Source organism: Kitasatospora sp. HPM-01-4 (assembly GCF_051374625.1).
Lineage (GTDB): Bacteria > Actinomycetota > Actinomycetes > Streptomycetales > Streptomycetaceae > Kitasatospora.
On sequence record NZ_JBPQGP010000005.1, the window covers coordinates 1,982,235 to 2,002,568 of the forward strand.

General features: G+C 72.1%; 20 protein-coding genes. 12 read left to right on the top strand and 8 right to left on the bottom strand.

Going from position 1 to position 20,334, the window contains the following annotated elements; translation table 11 throughout:
- Positions 1-140 precede the first annotated feature (140 nt).
- Together ACSMTC_RS08605 and ACSMTC_RS08610 are read right to left on the bottom strand one after the other, a co-directional pair.
- On the bottom strand, positions 141-1,238 hold the full coding sequence (locus ACSMTC_RS08605; RefSeq protein ID WP_436564625.1) for an IS701 family transposase: 1,098 nt from the start codon (positions 1,236-1,238) through the stop codon (positions 141-143).
- A gap of 111 nt (positions 1,239-1,349) precedes the next feature.
- On the bottom strand, positions 1,350-2,231 hold the full coding sequence (locus tag ACSMTC_RS08610; protein WP_436559063.1) for an oxygenase MpaB family protein: 882 nt from the start codon (positions 2,229-2,231) through the stop codon (positions 1,350-1,352).
- Positions 2,232-2,424: 193 nt separating this feature from the next.
- On the opposite strand from ACSMTC_RS08610, the gene ACSMTC_RS08615 reads away from it, so the two are divergent.
- The 4 genes from ACSMTC_RS08615 (at position 2,425) to ACSMTC_RS08630 (ending at position 5,970) form a co-directional block, all read left to right on the top strand.
- Complete coding sequence (locus tag ACSMTC_RS08615) at positions 2,425-2,688, top strand: DUF1876 domain-containing protein (RefSeq protein WP_436559064.1); 264 nt, start codon at positions 2,425-2,427, stop codon at positions 2,686-2,688.
- Positions 2,689-2,970: 282 nt separating this feature from the next.
- On the top strand, positions 2,971-4,341 hold the full coding sequence (locus ACSMTC_RS08620) for a sensor histidine kinase (protein WP_436559065.1): 1,371 nt from the start codon (positions 2,971-2,973) through the stop codon (positions 4,339-4,341).
- Positions 4,341-4,985 carry a response regulator transcription factor gene (locus tag ACSMTC_RS08625; protein WP_436564626.1) on the top strand — a complete coding sequence of 215 codons (645 nt, stop codon included), beginning with the start codon at positions 4,341-4,343 and terminating at the stop codon, positions 4,983-4,985. Before ACSMTC_RS08620 ends, ACSMTC_RS08625 begins: the two co-directional genes overlap by 1 nt.
- A 337-nt stretch (positions 4,986-5,322) precedes the next feature.
- On the top strand, positions 5,323-5,970 hold the full coding sequence (locus ACSMTC_RS08630) for a Pr6Pr family membrane protein (RefSeq protein WP_436559066.1): 648 nt from the start codon (positions 5,323-5,325) through the stop codon (positions 5,968-5,970).
- A 12-nt stretch (positions 5,971-5,982) separates the two neighbouring features.
- Here the strand turns inward: ACSMTC_RS08630 and paaK are convergent, their stop codons facing one another.
- From paaK to ACSMTC_RS08650, 4 genes are all read right to left on the bottom strand, one after another.
- On the bottom strand, positions 5,983-7,242 hold the full coding sequence (paaK, locus tag ACSMTC_RS08635) for a phenylacetate--CoA ligase PaaK (RefSeq protein WP_436564627.1): 1,260 nt from the start codon (positions 7,240-7,242) through the stop codon (positions 5,983-5,985).
- Positions 7,243-7,542: 300 nt separating this feature from the next.
- A complete protein-coding gene (locus ACSMTC_RS08640; protein WP_436559067.1) occupies positions 7,543-7,911 on the bottom strand; it encodes a toxin Doc in 369 nt (122 codons plus the stop codon).
- A 2-nt stretch (positions 7,912-7,913) separates the two neighbouring features.
- Positions 7,914-8,165, bottom strand: coding sequence for a hypothetical protein (locus ACSMTC_RS08645; RefSeq protein WP_436559068.1), 252 nt, complete (start codon positions 8,163-8,165; stop codon positions 7,914-7,916).
- A gap of 65 nt (positions 8,166-8,230) precedes the next feature.
- Entirely contained in the window at positions 8,231-9,838 is a 1,608-nt protein-coding gene (locus ACSMTC_RS08650) for an ABC-F family ATP-binding cassette domain-containing protein (RefSeq protein ID WP_436559069.1), read from the bottom strand.
- Between the two features lie 269 nt (positions 9,839-10,107).
- Here ACSMTC_RS08650 and ACSMTC_RS08655 point away from each other — a divergent pair, with 269 nt between their 5' ends.
- The 3 genes from ACSMTC_RS08655 to ACSMTC_RS08665 all read left to right on the top strand — a co-directional run bounded on the left by ACSMTC_RS08655 (position 10,108) and on the right by ACSMTC_RS08665 (position 13,275).
- Positions 10,108-11,763: an ABC-F family ATP-binding cassette domain-containing protein gene (locus tag ACSMTC_RS08655; protein WP_436559070.1), complete on the top strand. Its 1,656-nt coding sequence runs from the start codon at positions 10,108-10,110 to the stop codon at positions 11,761-11,763.
- A gap of 84 nt (positions 11,764-11,847) precedes the next feature.
- Positions 11,848-12,522, top strand: coding sequence for a nitroreductase family protein (locus ACSMTC_RS08660; protein WP_436559071.1), 675 nt, complete (start codon positions 11,848-11,850; stop codon positions 12,520-12,522).
- 162 nt (positions 12,523-12,684) lie between these two features.
- Entirely contained in the window at positions 12,685-13,275 is a 591-nt protein-coding gene (locus ACSMTC_RS08665; RefSeq protein ID WP_436559072.1) for a GNAT family N-acetyltransferase, read from the top strand.
- A gap of 74 nt (positions 13,276-13,349) precedes the next feature.
- On the opposite strand, the gene ACSMTC_RS08670 is transcribed toward ACSMTC_RS08665, so the two are convergent.
- Positions 13,350-14,306, bottom strand: coding sequence for an aldo/keto reductase (locus tag ACSMTC_RS08670; protein WP_436559073.1), 957 nt, complete (start codon positions 14,304-14,306; stop codon positions 13,350-13,352).
- Between the two features lie 221 nt (positions 14,307-14,527).
- On the opposite strand from ACSMTC_RS08670, the gene ACSMTC_RS08675 reads away from it, so the two are divergent.
- The 4 genes from ACSMTC_RS08675 to ACSMTC_RS08690 all read left to right on the top strand — a co-directional run bounded on the left by ACSMTC_RS08675 (position 14,528) and on the right by ACSMTC_RS08690 (position 18,232).
- The gene (locus ACSMTC_RS08675) at positions 14,528-15,691 is read left to right on the top strand and encodes a serine hydrolase domain-containing protein (RefSeq protein WP_436559074.1); all 1,164 of its coding nucleotides are present in this window, start codon (positions 14,528-14,530) and stop codon (positions 15,689-15,691) included.
- A 200-nt stretch (positions 15,692-15,891) separates the two neighbouring features.
- Complete coding sequence (locus tag ACSMTC_RS08680; RefSeq protein ID WP_436559075.1) at positions 15,892-16,617, top strand: polysaccharide deacetylase family protein; 726 nt, start codon at positions 15,892-15,894, stop codon at positions 16,615-16,617.
- A gap of 238 nt (positions 16,618-16,855) precedes the next feature.
- The gene (locus ACSMTC_RS08685; protein ID WP_436559076.1) at positions 16,856-17,962 is read left to right on the top strand and encodes a calcium:cation antiporter; all 1,107 of its coding nucleotides are present in this window, start codon (positions 16,856-16,858) and stop codon (positions 17,960-17,962) included.
- Positions 17,963-18,073: 111 nt separating this feature from the next.
- Positions 18,074-18,232: a hypothetical protein gene (locus ACSMTC_RS08690; protein WP_436559077.1), complete on the top strand. Its 159-nt coding sequence runs from the start codon at positions 18,074-18,076 to the stop codon at positions 18,230-18,232.
- Between the two features lie 427 nt (positions 18,233-18,659).
- Here ACSMTC_RS08690 and ACSMTC_RS08695 read toward each other — a convergent pair whose 3' ends face one another.
- On the bottom strand, positions 18,660-19,667 hold the full coding sequence (locus ACSMTC_RS08695; protein ID WP_436559078.1) for an NsdA family TPR-like regulatory protein: 1,008 nt from the start codon (positions 19,665-19,667) through the stop codon (positions 18,660-18,662).
- Positions 19,668-20,135: 468 nt separating this feature from the next.
- On the opposite strand from ACSMTC_RS08695, the gene ACSMTC_RS08700 reads away from it, so the two are divergent.
- Positions 20,136-20,315, top strand: coding sequence for a hypothetical protein (locus ACSMTC_RS08700; RefSeq protein ID WP_436559079.1), 180 nt, complete (start codon positions 20,136-20,138; stop codon positions 20,313-20,315).
- Positions 20,316-20,334 lie beyond the last annotated feature (19 nt).

The following is a 20,334-nucleotide window of genomic DNA, read 5'->3' on the forward strand; positions in this document are numbered from 1 at the left end:
GAGGCGGGCTCGGGTCTGGCTGAGACGTCGCCACCATGACCAGCGCAGATGATGCGCCGGAGTGAGGTGGTGGGGGTGGAGGATCAGGCCGATGAGGCGGCGAATCTCCGCGACAGACAGGGGTATGAGGTCGCTTTGTCCTAATCGGCAGCCCCTTTTTCCAGCTCGTGGGCGCGGATCGCGGTCAGCGCGGCGAGGGCGGCCATGGACAGGGTGATGTGCCGGTACCAGGCGTCGTAGCGGCGGACCTGGTAGTGGTCCAGGCCACACTCGTTCTTCGCGACCTGGAACGACTCCTCTATTGCCCACCTCGCCGCGGCGACCTTGACCAGGTCTTTCAACCGGGTGGCCACAGGCCCGTAGCACACGTAGTGGGCGATCTCGGTCGGGTCGCTGACCGAGCGGCGGGCCAGCACCCAGTGCCCGACGCCGTCCTCCCACACCGGGCGGATCGCCACCCTGGCCCAGTCGTAGACCCGCTCGCCATGGGAGCCCTTACCACCGGACAGGCGCTTCCAGGCCTGCCGCGGCAGCGCGGCGACCAACTCGTCGACCCGGACCTCACGCCACCGCGTCGTGATCACGGTGTCGTTGACCCTGGTGGCCAGCACATACCCGATGCCGCGCTGCTCCAGCCAGACCCGCAGGTGCTTGACCTGCCCGTAGGCCTCGTCCGCGGTCACCCACGCGAACGGCACCCCGGCGTCGATCGCGCGCTGCAGCATCCAGCGGAAGTGCTCGTTCTTCGTCGCGAACGGCACCTCATCGGGCACGCCGGCCGCCCGGCAGCGCTCGCGGTCGTCCGTCCACGAGGCCGGCAGGTACAGCTCCCGGTCGATCAGCGCGCGGCCCTTCGCCGAGGCGTAGGCCAGGAACGTGCCGATCTGGGAGTTCTCCGTCCGTCCCGCCGTCCCCGTGTACTGGCGCTGGACCCCGGCCGACCGCGTGCCCTTCTTCAGGAAGCCGGTGTCGTCGCCGATAAGGATCCCGTCCTTGGCACCGATGGTCTCCACGACGAAGTCCCGCACGTCGTCACGGACATCGTCCGCGTCCCAGTCCGCCTCGCCGAGCAGGCGTTGCATCCCGATCGGATGTCCCTCGCCCGCGCGCTCCGCGAGGGTCCACCCGTTCTTCCTCTCCAGCGGAGCGATCAGCCCTGCCATATACGTCAGGGCACGCGCACGCGGCTCCGACCTGGAAAAACGCGCAGCGAACCGCGCGTGCAGCCCGGACAGCATCTCCTGCCAGGCCTCAACCTGCCCCACCCCGAGATCCACAGACACGGCGAAACACAACCACAGCCACCGGCAGAACTCACAACCGCCCCACCCGTAACTGTGATTGCAGTACTAGTCCCGTGCGAGGTTGCGCGCCGGTGACTCCACGCGCCCCGCGGCCACCCCGCGCTCGCGCCGCCATGCGGCCCGTGCCCGCGGGTGGAACCGCCGCTCGAACGGCACCAGCCGCCATCCCGCGGCGACCAGCCGCCCGACGACCCGGAGCCCGAACGCGCTGCGCCGTGACCACCGGTACCCGAGCCGCTCCCGCACCACCGGCGGATAGAGCCCGACCGTCAGCCACACCCCGAACCGGGCGAGCGGCACCCGCAGCACCCGCCACACCGGCTGCGGCAGCCACCCCAGCGCCGGCGGCCGGGCGATCCGCCGGATGTCCAGCACGGCCCGCGCCGCCGGACTGTCCTCCAGCACCTCGGCGCACATCCGGTCCCAGTACGCGCGAAAACCGTCCCAGTCGGCCGGCGCCGGACGGTCGCTGACCCCGTACAGCGCGTACCAGCGCAGGCTCTCGGCGTACAGCCGCTCCCGCTCCGCCCGGGTGAGCGGGCGGCCGAAGTGCTCGCAGAGCAGCACCGGGATCATGACGAAGGTGGCGTGCGCCCAGAAGAAGGTGTCCGGGTCGAGCGCGTGGTACCGGCGGCCCTGGCGGTCGGTGCCCTTGATGCCGAGGTGGTAGTCGCGCACCCGGCGTGCCGTGCGGGCGGCTTCGGGGCCGTCGTAGACCACCCCGGCGATCGGATAGAGCGAGCGGAACAGCCGCTCCCAGCGCTCCTCGAAGAAGTGCGAGTGCTGCTCGACCCCGGCGCCCAGCCCGGGGTGCATGTTCTGCATCGAGCCCGCCCACAGGGCGAGCAGCAGGGAGCGCCAGTCACTGAAGTACCGCCAGGTCAGCGAGGACGGGCCGAGCGGTTCGGGGTCGGTCCGGCCGGTCATGGCGCCTCCCGTTCCAGGGCCTCGCGGAGCCGGTGTCGCAGAGCCGGTGTGACAAATCCTGCTCCGTGGCGTCACCGAGGGTCAACAGCCCAAGCCGCCGCGGATCTCCCGGAACCCGGCCACGCCTTGCGGGCGTCCCCCGTCCGGCGGATTCTGAGGCTTACGATCTCTCCATTCGAGGAGATGAGCCACCATGCACAATCACTGGATCGTCGACCTCAACTTCGAAGAGGACGAGAACCGCACCACCTGCACCGCCTCGCTGAGCGGCTTCAGCGCGCCCGGAGTCCAGGGCCTCGGCGTGGCCCGCCGCAACCCGGACGACACCCCGGACGCCACCGTCGGCGAGGAGCTGGCCGCCGCCCGTGCCTGCTCCAACCTGGCGCACGAACTGATCAACAAGGCCGCCACCGGAATCGAGGTCCGCACCCACGAGCGCGCCCACCTGATCTTCTGACCCGGACACCTTCTGATCGCCTGCGCTTCTGACGGGAGCCGGCGGCTGCCTGCGGCCACCCCCTGGGGAGGAGGACGTGATCCCCCGCCAGAGGGAGGCGGATCGTAGGCGGGGGCGATGACCGCACCGGGCCGGTGGCGGGAGAGTCCTGGACATGGGCTCCACCGACCACCGTCTTCCCCGCCCCGGCGGCATGCGCAGGGCGCTCAGCGGCATCACGATCGCGGCGGCCTTGTCCTGCCCGCTGCTCGAACGGTCCGCCACTGACGTAGGGTCAGCCAGATGACTACGGTGGTGGGCGCCCTGGTCGGCCGGCGGGCCGCGCTGCGCTGGGTGCACCTGGTGCTCGGCGGCGCGCTGCTGATGCCGTACTGGCTGCTGTCCACGGTGCTGCTGGGCGCCATCGTGCCGGGGGTGAACACCGACCCGGGGCACCAGGTCCTGTCACAGCTGCTCGCCCTTCCGCTCTCGCTGCCGATGGCGGCGGTCACGGCGCTGGTCCCGGTGGTCCGGCCGCTCGAAAGCGCGGCGGCCCGGGCGCTGTGCGCGGGTGCGGCAGGAGCACGGGGCGACGGCCTGGCAAGCGAGTCGGCGAGCACACCCGCCCGCTCCTGGGCGGCGCGGCGGCGGACCTCCGCCTGGTTCGTACTGCACGTCCTGCTCGGCGGCATCGTCAGCGGGATGTCGCTCTCGGTGCCACCGGCCGTGCTGTTCCTTCTCTCCTCCTCGTTCGGCGCCTTCGGCCGTGCCGGCCAGGAGACGGTCCGCCGGGTCTTCGGCGAGCACGCACCACCTCAGCTGCTGATCGCATCGGCCCTGCTGCTCCTGCTGCTGACCACCAACGCCCTCTGCGGAGCCCTGCTGGCCCGCTGCGCTCCCCTGCTGCTCGGCCCGACCCCCGGCGAACGGCTGGTCGCCGCCGAGCGGCGCGCCGCCGAGCTGGCCCACCGCAACCGGCTGGCAAGGGAGTTGCACGACTCGGTGGGCCACGCGCTGAGCGCGGTGACCATCCAGGCGGCAGCGGCGGGCAGGGTGCTGCGCTCGGAGCCGGAGTTCGCCGCGGAAGCACTGCGGGCCATCGAGGAGACCGCGCGCGCGGCGGTCGCCGAACTCGACACCGTCCTCGGCCTGCTGCGCGAGGAGACGGCCGACGAACGGCGGGCCGACGGCGGCCCGACGCTCTCCGAACTCGACACCCTGATACGGCAGATGGCCCTGGCCGGAGTGCGGGTCGAGACCCTCATCGGCCCGGGACTCGGCGGCCTCGCGCCCGAACTCTCCCGCGAGGCCTACCGGATAGTCCAGGAGGGCCTCACCAACGTACTCCGCCACGCCGGCGGGGTATCCGCCCGGCTGAGACTCGAACTCTCCGACGGCAAGCTTGAGTTGGAGCTGGAGAACCCGCTCGGCGCCGACCGTCCCAGCCGCCCCGGCGGTGGCCGCGGACTGCGCGGGATAGCCGAGCGCGCCGCGACCCACCGCGGCGGCTACCGGGCCGGCCCGCAACCGGACGGCAGCTGGCGGCTCCTGGTCTGGCTTCCTGCCCCCGCACCGCCGGCCGCCCGTAGCGCCGAACCGCCGCACCGCGGTGCGCCGGACACCGAAACCGCCGAGTACGGCGAAGCCGAGTACAGCAGAGGGGGACGGCCGTGATCCGAGTGGTGATCGCCGATGACGAGCGGCTGGTACGCACCGGCCTGCGGGTGGTGCTCGACGCCGAACCGGGAATCGAGGTGGTGGGCGAGGCGGCGGACGGCGCCCAAGTCCTCCCGCTGGCCCGCGAACTGCGGCCGGACGTCGTCCTGATGGACGTCCGGATGCCCGGCCTGGACGGCATCCGGGCCACCGAACTGGTCCTGGACGCGCTCCGGCCCCCGCCGAAGGTCCTGGTGGTCACCACCTTCGAGAACGACGACTACGTCTACGAGGCGCTGCGCGCCGGGGCCGCCGGCTTCCTGCTGAAGCGGGCCCGCGCGGAGGAGATGGTGCAGGCCGTCCGGCTGGTGGCGCACGGCGAGTCGCTGCTCTTCCCGGCCGCCGTGCGGGAGTTGGCCGTGCGGCACTCCGCCCGCCGCGACCGCGCACCCGCCCCGCTCCCCCGGCTGACCCAGCGGGAGGGCGAGATCCTGCGGCTGATGTCCGCCGGACTGGCCAACGGCGAGATCGCCGAACGGCTGGTGGTGAGCCCGGAGACGGTCAAGACCCATGTCGCCGGCATCCTCGGCAAGCTCGGTGTCCGGGACCGCACCCAGGCCGTGATCGCCGCCTACGAGTCCGGTTTCGTCCGCCCCCGCTGAACCCCCGGGGTTCAACCCCTCGGCATTGCCGCCCCACTAAGACCGACCGGCAATAGGGAGCGTGGGTGAAGAAGGGGGTCCCCCCGGCCGAAGGCTGGGGGAGGGTCGAGAGCCGAGTCTGGGCGTGCAGCGTGAGGAGAGCGCAGCGGCGCTGCGCGCGACGAGGGATGTGCGTTCAGGCGAGAGCTATCGGCACGCGACGCCGCGGGCCCTATTGCCGGTCGGTCTAAGCTACCTTGGCGTTCCGCCGGTTCCCGTCGGACGGGTTTCGCCTGGCCGGTACCCGTGGGTAGAGTGCGACGATCCGACAAACCGTACGAAAAGAACCGGTGAACGCATGTCAGTCTGGACCCGTCCCGCGCTCTGGTGGCGCCTGGCCATCATGCTCTCGGCCGGACTCGGGCTGATCCTCGGCACCGGCTCCCTCGTCTACTTCACCGTCCAGAGCAACGTCATCGTGTTCGGCTACTTCACGGGCGCCGTGTACTGGATGACCAAGCGCAACACCACCGACGGCCCGGCGCCCCGGCTGCGCGGCGCCGCCGTGCTCTACATCACCATCACCGGCCTGGTCGCCCACATCATCCTCAACCACGGTGCGAACCCGCTGCCGGGCCTGGTGTCCGGACCCGACCGGCTCCAGAACTGGTCCAGCTTCTTCCTGCACTACGTGACGCCCGTGATGGTCATGCTCGACTGGCTCTGCCTCAAGCCGCGCAACGTCTCGCACTGGCGCAACCTGCCGCTCTGGCTCTCCTTCCCGCTCGGCTACGCCGCGGTGACCGAGCTGCGCGCCGCGCTCTTCCCGCACTTCGACAACAAGTACCCGTACTTCTTCCTGGACCCCACCGAGCACGGGTACGCCTGGGTGGCCGGCCAGATCGCCCTGCTCACCGTCGAGTTCATAGCCCTCGGCGCCGCCGTGGTCGCCCTCGACCGCCTGGGCACCGCCGTGCTCCGCAGGCTCCGCCCGGCCACCGCCTGAGCCCGGCGGGGCTCACCGCTCCCGCAGGTCCACCACCCGGCGGATCTTGCCCACCGAGCGCTCCAGGGTCTCCGGGTCGACGACTTCCACCTCGACCGTGACGCCCACCCCGTCCTTGACGCCCTTGGCGATCTCCTCGGCCGCCGCCGCGCGCCGCTCGGATCCGGTGTCCGGGCGGGCCTCGATCCGGACCGTCATGTGGTCCATCCGGCCGCGCCGGGACAGCCGCAGCTGGAAGTGGGGGGCGACGCCGGGTGTGCGCAGCGCGATCTCCTCGATCTGGCTCGGGAAGACGTTGACCCCGCGCAGGATGATCATGTCATCGCAGCGTGCGGTGATCTTCTCGATCCGGCGGAAGGCCGGACGCGCGGTGCCGGGCAGCAGCCGGGTCAGATCGCGGGTGCGGTAGCGGATGACCGGCAGCGCCTCCTTGGTGAGCGAGGTGAGGATCAGCTCGCCGCGCGTTCCGTCGGGCAGCACCCGGTCGGTGAGCGGGTCCACGACCTCGGGCAGGAAGTGGTCCTCCCACAGGTGCAGCCCGTCCTTGGTGTCCACGCACTCCTGCGCCACCCCGGGGCCGAGCGCCTCGGACAGCCCGTAGATGTCGACCGCGTGGATGCCCATCCGCTGCTCGATCTCGCGGCGCATCTCCTCGGTCCAGGGTTCCGCGCCGAAGATGCCGATCCGCAGTGAGGTGCCGCGCGGGTCGATGCCCTGGCGCTCGAACTCGTCCAGCAGGGTGAGCAGATAGGAGGGCGTGACCATGATGATCTCGGGCTGGAAGTCCTGGATCAGCTGGACCTGCCGGGCGGTCATCCCCCCGGAGGCGGGGATGACCGTGCAGCCGAGCCGCTCCGCCCCGTAGTGCGCGCCCAGCCCGCCGGTGAACAGCCCGTACCCGTAGGCGATGTGCACCTTGTGCCCGGGGCGGCCGCCGGCGGCCCTGATGCAGCGGGCCACCAGGTCGGCCCAGAGCGAGAGGTCGCGGTCGGTGTATCCGACCACGGTGGGGCGCCCGGTGGTTCCGCTGGAGGCGTGCAGCCGCCGCACCTCGGACATCGGGACGGCGAACATCCCGAACGGGTAGGAGTCCCGCAGGTCCGCCTTGGTGGTGAAGGGGAACCGGGCGAGGTCGGCGAGCGTACGGCAGTCCTCGGGCCGGACCCCGGCAGCGTCGAACTTCCGCCGGTAGAGCTCGACATGGTCGTACGCGTGGCGCAGCGTGGCCCGCAGCCGGACGAGTTGGTGGGCGCCGAGCTCGTCGCGGGTCATCCGCTCACCGGCGTCGAGGAGTTCCGCCGGGGTCGGCTCGCCGAGGCGGCGGCCGCCTGGGGTGGTGTCGGTCGGGGTGTGGCTCAACGACGCGTCCTCTCCGGTCGGCTGCTGCCGGTCCCGCCACCCAGCCGGAGGACCGACCGAACATTCGGTCATCAGCAGTGTGGAGCCCAGTAATCCAGTAGGTGGTCCAACTGTCAAGAGATCGCACCGATGTCCGACCAGTCCGGACTGTCCGTATTCGGCCGGTCACCACCCGGGGGGCGGGCGCGGACGGCGGCAGGGCGGCGGGCTGGTTCAGATCCGCCAGGAGCGGATGCGCCGGGCGGCGGCGAAGACGTCCGAGGTGCCGTCGGCCACGTCGCGGGCCAGTTCGACCAGGGCCCCGTACGGCGGGTCGATGCCCTCATCGGCGGCGTGCATGTAGGCGGCGGTGGCCATGCAGGCGTAGAGGTTGTTGCGGACCGGCAGCGGCCGCAGCAGCACGATGGTGTGCATCAGGGCGGCCGCGCACCAGGCCGGGTCGGCGTCGTGGCCGAGCTGTGCGGTGTTGACGCGGTGGCGGGCCACGGCGGCCTGCAGGGCGGAGTAGTCGCGCACGCTGAGGTCCTCGGGCGAGGCCAGCTCCTGGACGTCGAGCAGCCAGCGGATGTCGACCTGGAGCATCGTCAGGCGGCGGCCGGGTCGGAGCACTTGCCGCCGCGGCGCCCCGCGCCCGGGGCGTCCTCGGGGAAGGCCGCGTCGAACTCCTCGACATGGGCGTTCCAGAAGGCCACCCCGTGGCTGACGAAGGTGCGCCGCTTCTGCTCACGGACGCTCAGATCGTGCACATACGCCTTGACACTCTTGCCGTCCGCAGCGGCGGCCTCGCGGATCGCCGCGAGTTCGAGCTCGGTGTACTCAATATTGAGCGCTGGCATGCCCGGGATGGTACCGGAGGGGCACCGGCTCGCGGCACCCCTACCGGTCGACCATCCCCATGCCGTCAGCCCATGCCGACGTCGCGCAACTCCCCGTCCAGTTCGAGCCATCGGGTGATCCCGATCCCACGCAGGAACGGCACGTCGTGGCTGGCCACGATCAGTGCGCCCTGGTAGCCGGCGAGCGCCTGGGTGAGCTGGCGGACGCTGGCCAGGTCGAGGTTGTTGGTCGGCTCGTCCAGCAGCAGCAGTTGCGGCGGCGGGTCGGCGAGCAGCAGCGCGGCCAGTGCGGCCCGGAAGCGCTCACCGCCGGAGAGGGTGCCCGCGAGCTGTTCGGCCCGCCCGCCGCGGAACTGGAAGCGGGCCAGCCTGGCCCGGATCGCGTTGTCCCCCGCACCCGGCGCGTACGCCTTGACGTTCTCGGCCACCGAGCGGCCGTCGTCCAGCAGGTCGAGGCGCTGCGGCAGGTACCGCACGGGTACGGGCACGGTGATCTCCCCTGCCAGCGGGGTGAGTTCGCCCGCGATGGTGCGCAGCAGGGTGGACTTTCCGGCACCGTTGCGGCCGACCAGGGCGACCCGCTCGGGCCCGCGCAGCTCCAGGTGGGCCGAGGTGCCGTACGGGAGCCGGACCCGGTCGAGGTCGAGTACGGTCCGGCCCGGCGGGACGGCGGTGCGCGGCAGGTCGATCCGGATCTCGGCGTCGTCGCGGACGGCCTCCTCGGCGGCGGTGAGCCGCTCCTTGGCCTCGGCGAGGCGTTCGGCGTGCATGCTCTTCACCCGCCCGGCCGTCTCCTCGGCCTGCCGTTTGAACTTGCCGGCGAAGATCTTCGGGTCGTTGCGCTGCGCCGAGCGCTTCCTGCCGTAGCTGGCGCTGCGGGCCAGCTTGGACCGGGCCTCGACCAGATCGCGCTGCTGCCGCTGGACGTCGGCCTCGGCGGCCCGCACCAGCCGCTCGGCGGTCTCCTGCTGGGCGGCCACGGTGCGCTCGTAGTCGGCGAAGTTGCCGCCGTACCAGGTGACCGTGCCGTCGCGCAGATCGGCGATCTGGTCGACGTGTTGCAGCAGTTCGCGGTCGTGGCTGACGATGACCATGACCCCGGGCCAGCTCTCGACCGCCTGGTAGAGCAGTGAACGGGCGTGGCGGTCCAGGTTGTTGGTCGGCTCGTCCAGCAGCAGCACGTCCGGGCGTCGCAGCAGCAGGGCGGCCAGGTGCAGCAGTACCGCCTCGCCGCCGGAGAGTTCGCCGGTGGTCCGGTCGAGGTCCAGGCGGTCGAGGCCGAGCCGGTCGAGGGTGGCGCGGGCGCGCTCCTCGACGTCCCAGTCGTCGCCGATCGCGGCGAAGTGCCGCTCGTCGGTGTCGCCGGACTCGATGGCGTGCAGGGCCTCGCGGGCGGCCCGGATGCCGAGCGCCTCGTCCACCCTCTGAGCGGTGTCCAGGGTGAGGTCCTGGGGCAGGTAGCCGAACTCGCCGCTGATCCGGACGGTGCCGGCGGCGGGGGTGAGTTCGCCCGCGATCAGCCGCAGCAGGGTGGACTTGCCGGCTCCGTTGAGCCCGATCAGCCCGGTGCGCCCGGGGCCGACGGCGAGCTGGAAACCGTCCAGGACGGTGGTGCCGTCGGGCCACTCGAAGCCCAGGTCGGTGCAGAGGACGGCGGCGGTGGGATGTGCCATGGGAAGGCCTCCGGTGTGTTTGCTACGGGTGATGGGAGCAACACGGGAGACACCGCGGGGTGCGGGGAGATCGGGAGGGCGCCAGGGCCGCTCGATACCGAGGTCGCACGCTCACGCCACGCACACGTCGGGGTGCGTGGGGGCGGTGTCTCAGGACCTCAGTAGAGCAACGGCCTTCTCCTCGTCTGGCGGCAACGGCCCGAGCCTAGGGGGACCGCCGGAGCACCCGCAAAGGGTTTTCCGTCGGCGCCGATAGGATCGGGTCCATCATGAGCGCCACTCTCGTAGTCAACGACCTCACCGCCGGCCACGGCGACCGCAGCCTGTTCTCCGGCCTCGACCTGGTCGTCGCTCCCGGCGACGTGGTCGGCCTGGTCGGGGTCAACGGTGCGGGCAAGTCCACCCTGCTGCGGCTGCTGGCCGGTCTCGACACCCCCGAGAGCGGCACGGTCAGGCTGAGCCCGCCGACCGCCAGCATCGGCCACCTGCCGCAGGAGCCGGAGCGCCGGGCGGGCGAGTCGGTCCGCGCCTTCCTGGCCCGCCGCACCGGCGTGGCGGCGGCGCAGGCCGCCCTGGACGAGGCCACCGAGGGCCTGGTCGAGGGCCGCCCGGGCGCGGACGACGCGTACGCGGTCAGCCTGGACCGCTGGCTGGACCTGGGCGGCGCCGACCTGGAGGAGCGTTCGGAGGAGATCGCCGAGTCGCTGGGCCTGAAGGTGAGCCTGGACGCGCCGATGACCGGGCTCTCCGGCGGCCAGGCCGCCCGCGCCGGGCTGGCCTCGCTGCTGCTCTCCCGCTACGACGTGTTCCTGCTGGACGAGCCCACCAACGACCTGGACCTGGACGGCCTGGCGCGCCTGGAGTCCTTCGTCAAGGGCCTGCGCGCGGGCACCGTGCTGGTCAGCCACGACCGCGAGTTCCTGGCCCGTACGGTCACCCGGGTGCTGGAGCTCGACCTGCACCAGCGGCAGGTCAACCTCTACGGCGGCGGCTACGAGGCCTACCTGGAGGAGCGCTCGGTGGCCCGCCGCCACGCCCGCGAGCAGTACGAGGAGTACGCGGACACCAGGGCGGGCCTGGAGTCGCGGGCCCGGATGCAGCGCAACTGGATGGAGCACGGCGTCCGCAACGCCCGCCGCAAGGGCGGCGACAACGACAAGATGGGCCGCGCGATGCGGCAGGAGTCGACCGAGAAGCAGGCTTCCAAGGCCCGGCAGACCCAGCGCATGATCGAGCGCCTGGAGGTGGTCGAGGAGCCGCGCAAGGAGTGGGAGCTGCGGATGGAGATCGCCGCCGCACCGCGCTCCGGCTCCGTGGTCGCCACCCTGCGCGCGGCATCGGTCAAGCGCGGGGACTTCGTCTTCGGACCGGTGGACCTGCAGATCGACTGGGCCGACCGGGTCGCGATCACCGGTGCCAACGGAGCGGGCAAGTCCACCCTGCTCGCGGCGCTGCTCGGCCGGCTCGAACTGGACGGCGGCAGCGCCTCGCTGGGCTCGGGCGTGGTGGTCGGCGAGATCGACCAGGCACGTGGGCACCTCCTGGGGGACGGGCAGGGCCTGGATGAGCAGCCGCTGGCGGACGCCTTCGCGGCGGCGGTGCCCGAGCTCTCGCCGGAGGAGGTCCGCACCCTGCTGGCCAAGTTCGGGCTGAAGGCGGCCCATGTGATGCGCCCGGCCGCCACCCTCTCCCCGGGTGAGCGGACCAGGGCGGCGCTCGCCCTGCTCCAGGCCCGCGGGGTCAACCTGCTGGTCCTGGACGAGCCCACCAACCACCTGGACCTGCCCGCCATCGAGCAGTTGGAGTCCGCCCTGGCCTCCTACACCGGCACCCTGCTGCTGGTGACCCACGACCGGCGGATGCTCGACACGGTGACCGTCAACCGCCGCATCGAGGTCGCCGACGGCCGTATCCGGGAGCTCTGAGGCCCCGGCCGGCGCCTTCCGGGGGGAGCCCCCGGAGGGCGCCGGGCCTTCCGCCGGACCGGGTCATGTGCTGTGCTGGGCGCCATGGTTGACAGTGCATCGGCAGCGTCCGCGTACCCCACGGTCCCGCTCCGCCCCATGACGGTGCCCGCCCAGGAGGCTGCGGACCGCAGCCGGGCCTTCTACGAGGTGATGTCGCAGCGCCGGACCGTGCGCGACTACTCCACCCGCCCGATCCCCGACGACGTGATCGAGTGGGCCGTCCGCACCGCCTCGACCGCGCCCAGCGGTGCGCACGTCCAGCCCTGGCGGTTCGTGGTGATCACCGACCCGGAGCGCAGGCGGCGGCTGCGCGAGGCCGCCGAGGCGGAGGAGCGGGAGTTCTACACCCACCGCGCCTCCGAGGAGTGGCTCGAAGCCCTCCGGCCGATCGGAACGGACTGGCGGAAGCCGTTCCTGGAGGACGCCCCCGCCGTGATCGTGGTCTTCGAGGTGCACAAGGGGCCGCAGTCGCCGCGCCCGTACTACACCAAGGAGTCGGTCGGCATCGCCGTCGGCCTGCTGCTCGCGACCCTGCACCAGGCGGGCCTCGCCACCCTCACCCACACGCCCAGCCCGATGCGCTTCCTCAACGAGGTGTGCGAGCGGCCGGCCGAGGAGCGCGCCGCGTACGTCATCCCGGTCGGCTACCCGGCCGAGGACGCGCGCGTGCCGGATCTGCGGCGGAAGGACCTCGCCCAGGTCCTGGTCCGCCTCTGACCGTCCTGCCACCGCTCACCACCTCTCCCGGCCCGCCGCGCCCAGCCGTCCTCGCAACGGTCTGCAACCGGCCCGTACCTGCGGTCCACGCGCCCCCAGAGAGCTGACATGCACCCAGAAAATCGCTGTTAGGAGCGGGTGCCGCGGAGCAATAATCCGGTCATGAGTCAAAGCACCGACGAACTCACCGCCGTCACCCCAGGGCGCCCGCCCGAGCTGCTCCCGCTGCCGGGCGGGTTCTCGCTGCGCCGCCGGACGACGGACGACGCGCCCGGGCTGAACGCCGCGGTGACGGCCAGCCTCGACCACCTGCGGCCGTGGATGGCGTGGGCCAGACAGCGGCCGAGCCTGGAGGACACCCGGGAGATGGCCCGGGCCGGGGTGGCGGCCTGGGATTCGGGCAGCGACTTCATGTACCTGCTCGGCCGGGACGACCGGCCGGGCAGCGTGGTCGGCGCCTTCGGCCTGCACGGGCGGATCGGCGCGGGCGCCCTGGAGATCGGGTACTGGGTGGCCGTCGACCACGTCGGCCGCGGTCTGGCGACCACCGCGGCCGGGGCGCTGACCGAGGCCGCGCTCGCCCTGCCCGGCATCGTGCGGTTGGAGATCCACTGCGACGAGGGCAACCTGGCCAGTGCCGCCGTTCCGCGCAAGCTCGGCTACCGGCTCGACCGGGTGGAGGACTGCGAGCCCACCGCGCCCGCCGAGACCGGCCGCAGACTGGTCTGGATCAAGGACGGCTCCGCCGCCTGATCCCCGCCGGGTCCCAAGCCGCCGGTGTGCCGGCCGGGCGCCCTGCGACCCCCGGTCGGCGCATCCGGACCGTCTCAGTACCTGCCGCCGACCGGCGCGGGCAGCGCGTCCAGTTCGGCCAGGTCCGCCGCGCTGAGCCGGATGTCCGCCGCACCGGCGTTGTCCGCCAGGTACTTGGGCGTCTTGGTGCCCGGGATCGGGATCACGTACCGCCCCTGCGCCAGCACCCAGGCGAGCGCCACCTGCGCCGGGGTGGCACCGGCCCTGGCGGCGATCTCCTTGACCTTCTCCACCAGCACCTGGTTGGCCTGCATCGCCTCGGCCTGGAACCTCGGCAGGGTGGCGCGCCAGTCGTCGGCCGACAGATCGTCCGCGGAGCTGATCCGGCCGGTCAGGAAGCCCCGGCCGAGCGGCGAGAACGGCAGGAAGGCGATCCCCTGCTCCTCGGTGTACGGGACCACCTCGGCGAGCGAGTCCCTGGTCCAGAGCGAGAGTTCGTTCTGCACCGAGGCCACCGGGTGCACCGCCTGGGCCCGCTTGATCTGCTCGACCGTCACCTCGGACAGGCCGATCCGCCGGGCCTTGCCCGCCGCGACCACCTCGGCGAGCGCGCCCCAGGTCTCCTCGATCGGGACGGCCGGGTCCACCCGGTGCAGCTGGTACAGGTCCACGTGGTCGGTGCCGAGCCGGCGCAGGCTGTCGTCGATCGCCTTCCGCACGTGCTCGGGACGGCCGTCGTTCGCCGTCCGGTCGTCGCCCGTCCCCGGCACCAGGCCGACCTTGGTGGCCAGGAACGCCCGCTCCCGGTAGGGGCCGGCCAGCGCCCGGCCGACCAGCTCCTCATTGCTGTACGGGCCGTAGATGTCCGAGGTGTCGATCAGCGTGACCCCGAGGTCCAGCGCCTCCCGCACCACCCGGGTCGACACCTCGTCGTCCCGACCGCTCGGGTCGTACGCCCAGGTCATCCCCATGCAGCCGAGCCCGACCACACCGACCTCGTCTCCGGTGCTTCCGAACGTCGTGTTACGCATGTCTCTTCCTCCCGCAGCCGTTTCCGTGAGTGCGTGATCGACTCTGCCGGTTGGAGCGCACTCCAGGTCAAGCGCCCACGCCGCCCCGGGTCCGCCGCCCCGGCGGACATGGCCGGCCGACGGTGCCGGCACGGCGCAAAAAACCCCGCCGGACCGGAATGCTGACGGTGCGTCCGCTGTTGCAGCCCGGCAGGGAATCGCATGATCAACGGGGAGGATCCATGTCCGGACGGGCTGACGTCAAGGGAACAGTGGCCGCGGGCTTCGAGGAGGTACGGGAGGAGTTCGCCGCCGTACTCGCCGAGGAGCCGCACTCTCCGGGGGCCCAGCTCTCGGTCCATCTGCACGGGCGGCCGGTGGTCGACCTCTGGGAGGAGGACGGGGCGACCACGGGGGACACCCTGACCGGTGTCTTCTCCATCACCAAGGGCGCGTCCCATCTGGTCGTCGCCCTGCTGGTGCAGGAGGGCGTTCTTGAGCTGGACCGCGAAGTGGCCCACTACTGGCCGGAGTTCGCCGCCGAGGGGAAGGGCGGGGTCACCCTGCGGGAGCTGCTCTCCCACCAGGCCGGAGTGATCGGCGTCGAGGGCGGCTTCACCATGGCGGAACTCGCCGACGACCGGCTGCTGGCCGAGCGGCTGGCGCCCCAGAAGCCGTACTGGGAGCCCGGCACGGCCTACGGCTACCACGGCATGGTGATCGGCGCGCTCACCGGCGAGGTGGTCCGCCGGGCCACCGGCCGGTCCATCCAGGAGCTGTTCGAGGAGCGGATCAGGGCCCCGTACGGGCTGGACCTCCACCTCGGGCTGCCCGAGGAGCTCGAGGCCCGCTACCTGGAGGTCCGGCCGGCGGAGCCCACGCCGGAGCAGCTCGCCGCCTTCCGCGCGGAGCGGCCGGACGGCCCCGGCGCCCTCATGGCGGTCGCCTTCAACTACAACTCGACCCCGCCCACCGACCTGACGGCGTTCGCCAACACCCGTGCGGTGCGGGCCCTGGGGCAGGCCTCGGCGGGCGGCGTGGGGAACGCGCGCGGGGCGGCCGGGATGTACGCGGCGATGATCGGCGAACTGGACGGCCGGGGCCCGCTGCTGACGCCCGCCACCATCGCCGAGTTCAGCCGCCTGCACACCCCCGGAACGGACGTGGTGGTCGGCATGCCGGACCACTTCGGACTCGGCTTCGAACTGCCGGGCCTGGTCTACCCGTCCCTCGGGGCGGACGCCTTCGGCCACGCCGGTGCCACCGGATCCCTGGCCCTCGCCGACCCGCGCAGCGGCGTCGCGTACGGCTACGTCCGCCGCCGCTTCGCCTTCCCGCCCGGCGGCGGCGCGGTCGAGAACCACCGCCTGCTCGCGGCGGTCATCCGCGCGGCGGGCAACAGCTGACGGCACGGTCCGGTCGGGCGGCGCCTCCAGAGAGCCGCCCGACCGGCCGTCCACCCGACCGGCCCGCATGCCCGGCCGTCCGCACGCCCGGACGGCCGCGTGCCCGTCCCGGCCCGGACATCTGCCCGCTCTACCGGGGCCGGTTGACCCATCCGACAGCCCCGGCGTGTCCCGGAGCGGTCAGTCGCGTTGGCCCGGACATGAACCTCCTGCTCGCCATCGCCGTCGCCCTCGCCACCTCCCTCTCGGGCACACCGTCCCCCGCCCGAGCCGCCGGCCCGGCCCCGGTCACCCGGCTCTTCGGCCAGGCGGTCCGGGTGATGCCCACCACGCACCGGGTGGTGGCGCTGACCTTCAACGCGGCCTGGGACGAGACCGGACTGACCGAGGTCCTGGCGACGCTGCGCCGCGAGCACGCTCCGGCCACCTTCTTCCTCACCGGACAGTACGCCGAGCGCCACCCGGCGGCGGCCCGTGCGATGGCGGCCGAGCACGGCATCGGCAACCACTCCTACCGCCACCCCGAGTTCACCGGCCTCACCCCCGGGCAGCAGCGGGAGGAGGTGCTGCGGGCGGACCGCGCGATCCGCGCGGCCACCGGGGCCGTTCCGCTGCCCTTCTTCCGCTTCCCGTACAGCGCCACCACTCCGCAGGGCATCACCACGGTCAACTCCCTCGGCTTCGCCGACATCGAGTTCACCACCGACACCAAGGGGTACCTCGGCACCGCCGGCGGCATGACCGTCGACAGGGCCGTCGCCCGCGCCCTGGACCGGCTGGCCCCGGGCGAGATCATCCAGCTGCACGTGGGTACCAGCGACGGCCTGGCACCCGCCCTGGACGCCGAGGCGCTCCCCCAGATCATCACCGCCGTCCGCGCCCGCGGCTACGAGATCACCGACCTGCGCACCCTCCTCACGGACTGACCCGCCTCGCAGACGGCGGCCACGGCTGCGGCATGAGCGCCGGGAAGCGGTCGCACGGCCCCGTCCACCGCCGCCGGGGCCTCGTGCGCGGGGCGGGCACGGCCCGTACGCAGTACATCCGTGCGCGGGGCGGGCACGGCCCGTACGCAGTACATCCGTGCGCGCCCACCTCCCCTACCCCACCGGTCCGTGATCTGCTGGCCCGACCAGCAGCGCGGCGAACCGGGAGGCCACCGGCATGCTCATTCGGCTCCGGGCGGAGGCCATTCGGTGGACCGTCACCGTGCCCCTGCTGGCTGTCGTCCTGCTGGCACTCGCCTGGGGGCGCTCGCTGCCCGGGCCACTGGCCGCGCTGGTGGCCTTCTTCCTGGCGGCCTCGGTACTGGCGGCCGTGCACCACGCCGAGGTGATCGCCCACCGGGTCGGTGAGCCCTTCGGGTCGCTGATCCTGGCGGTGGCGGTGACGATCATCGAGGTGGCGCTGATCGTGACCCTGATGGTGGACGCGGGCACGGGCGCCAAGAACGCCACCCTCGCCCGGGACACCGTGTTCGCCGCCGTGATGATCACCTGCAACGGCATCCTCGGGCTGTGCATCCTGGTCGGCGCGGTGCGGCACCGGATCGTGATCTTCAACGCCGAGGGCACCGGCGCGGCACTCGGCTCCGTCGCGACCCTGGCCACCCTCAGTCTGGTCCTGCCGACCTTCACCACCAGCACCCCGGGACCGCAGTTCTCCACCCCCCAGCTGGTCTTCGCCGCAATCGCCTCGATCGTCATCTACGGGCTGTTCGTCTCCACCCTGACGGTCCGCCACCGCGACTACTTCCTGCCCATCACCAGGGAGGGCGAGCTCCTGGACATCAGCGACCACGCCGAACCTCCCACCACCCGCGCGGCGTTCACCAGCCTGGCGCTGCTCGGGGTCTCCCTGGTCTCGGTGGTCGGCCTCACCAAGGGCGTGGCGCCGACCATCGAATCGGCCGTGCTCACGGTCGGACTGCCCCCCTCGGTGGTCGGCGTGATCATCGCCCTGCTGGTCCTGCTGCCGGAGACCATCGCCGCCGTCCGGGCCTCCCTCCGGGACCGGATGCAGACCAGCCTCAACCTCGCCCTCGGCTCCGCCCTCGCCAGCATCGGCCTCACCATCCCCGCCGTCGCCGCCGCCTCCAGTTGGCTGAACAGCCCCCTGGTGCTCGGCCTCGGCTCGACCCACATGGTCCTGCTCGCCCTCACCGTCGCCGTCGGCACCCTGACGGTCGTCCCCGGCCGCGCCACCCCGCTCCAGGGCACCCTCCACCTCGCCATCCTGGCCGGCTACCTGGTCCTCGCCGTCAGCCCCTGACCCGTCCGAGGGCAGGAGCGGATCCGCCTACGGCCGCCGGGGCCAGATCATGTCCCACAGTTCGCGGAGCCCGGCGGAAACTGTCGTTATCTTGAGCAGGAACTAGCCTTCATGCGGCTCTGGAGCGGACGGCGAACGAACGCGACCAGGCCCGCACCGGGCGGTGCCCACCTACGGGCCGAGCTCGCCGACACACAGGACCAGCTCGCCTCCGTCCGGGAGGCCAACCGCAGGATCATGAAGTCCGCCAACACCGGGCGCACTCCGTAGCCGCCGCCGGGCGGTTCCTCAACTCGATTACCTCAGGCGCGAGTTCGGCCAACGGCCTCGAACCGAGCTGGGGTATAGGCCGGGCGTGGCAGATAGCGCCTGCCCGCTCCGAGTCACAGTGGCCCACGTCCACCGTGGCGGCGAAGACAAGGTTCCCCGAATCGCGCAGCAGCGTTCCGCCAGGTCATCCAAGTAATCCGCGGCGGGGTGGACGTGGGCCTTCCCACGAGCTGGAGCACACGATGACCAGGGGCCGTTCACGAAGACGCTCGCCTGGTCACCGAGGTTCGCCAGGGGGCAAGGCCACGTCACATTGGTTGACGGTACATCAGCTTTGATCAGCAACGTTAAGCGTGGACCCCTCTCAAGATTCACCCTTTCGAGTGAAGCTGGAGAGGGAGTCCGGTTCCGGTGCGACCAGGGGATCTCAGAGGGCCGAGGCGCGCTCGTCCAGTTCGGCGACACCGGCCACTGCATGGAGTCGGGACAGGCGGGCGCGCATGTCGTGCACGGCGTCTTCGACCTTGACGGAGCGGATGCCATCGGAGCAGTCCAGGAACTCGTGCCAGGCGGCGAGGGCACCGTCGACGTCGTCCTGGCGGAGGCGGACGGTGCCGAGATCAGCGAGGACGATCGCCCGGCTGCGACGGCGGTCGAGGCCGTGGATGTCGAGGGCGTGGTGCAGGTGCTCCTGGGCGGCCTCATAGTCGCCGAGCTGGGCGAGGATCATGCCGGAGTGGTGGGCCCAGCGTCCGATGCTGAAATGCGAGGCCCAGGATTCGCCGGGCTCTGGCGCGGAGCGTTCGATGTTGGTCTGGGAGGTGGCCAGGTAGTGCGTCGCGGTCCGGCGGTCGCCATCCTGGGCGGCGGCGTCGGACAGCGTGACCTGGTAGTACGCCAGGGCCTTGGGATCGTTGAGGTGCTTGGCCTCATCGACGCAGGCTTCGGAGAGCCGGACGGCGGCGGCTCGGTAGCCGAGGTCGATGGCCTGGACGGCGAGTCCGCGCAGGGCGGTGGCGGAGAGTTCGGCGTCACGGGCCTCGGCCGCCAGGCTGTAGGAGTGCGCGTAGTACTGCTGGGCGAGGCCCTGGTTGCCCTCGTCCTGGGCCATCCAGCCTGCCAGGTGGACGAGTTGGGCAGTCGCGGCGTACAGCTCGCGGCCGACGGCCTCGGTCCAGGTGCCGTTCAGCCAGCGGTCGACGTCGGCGTTGAGGTAGTGGACGACCAGGTGGCGGGCGTGACCGCCGCCGAGCTCGGCGGCAGCGTCGCCGAGGGCCTTGGTCATCTGCCGGATCGCTGCGACCTCGCCGCGGCCGACGCGGACGGCGCCGCCGGCCTGGAGGCGTGTTCGCCGGGTGATGCTGTCGAGGTCGGGCAGCCCGAGGGCTGCGAGGGCGTATCCGCTGGAGGCTGCGAGAAATTGCCGTCGTTCCACGTCGCTCCTTCCCAGCACGAGGACTGATGCCACGGTATCGCCAGGAAGGGAATGCCCTTCGCCGGTTGGCGATCCACCCTCCGCGTCTGCCAGTTGGAGACCCAGAACGTCGATCAGGAACGGCATCCAGTACTTCGGGACGCGGCCGCCGCGCTCCCACCGTGAGACCTGATCCCGTTGAGGTCCCTCCGACCTCTTGCCCTCCGCGATGCCGAGTTCCCGCCCCAACCGGCTTTGCGACCAGCCCTTCTTCATCCTCGCGGACCTGATCGTCACCCCGATCGCCTTGGCGTCGTCCGACACGGGCTCCCCTCCCCTGGTCGACACGGGCCGACAGCCTGGCACCTGCCGCCTGAGCGTACACAGCCGTTGACTGAGAGTCAGCCGCTCGGGGTGGCCGATCCGCCCTCGGCCTGACGCCCAGTCAGCAGATTGCGGCTCCCCCTGCGCTCCGAGGAGAGACCGGTCATGCAGCGACGTTCCCCATCGGACCCGGGTCGAATCGACGGGTTCGTCACCGCGGCCTGGCTGGCCCTGAACATCGCCGCCGCGACCCTGCTCGGCATCACCGTGCACCAGGCCGAGACCAGCACCGCCGGCTCGCCGTCCGTGGCCGAGCTGCCGGACACCGTCCCGGCGGACGCCTGAGCCGCTTCTCGGACCGGCT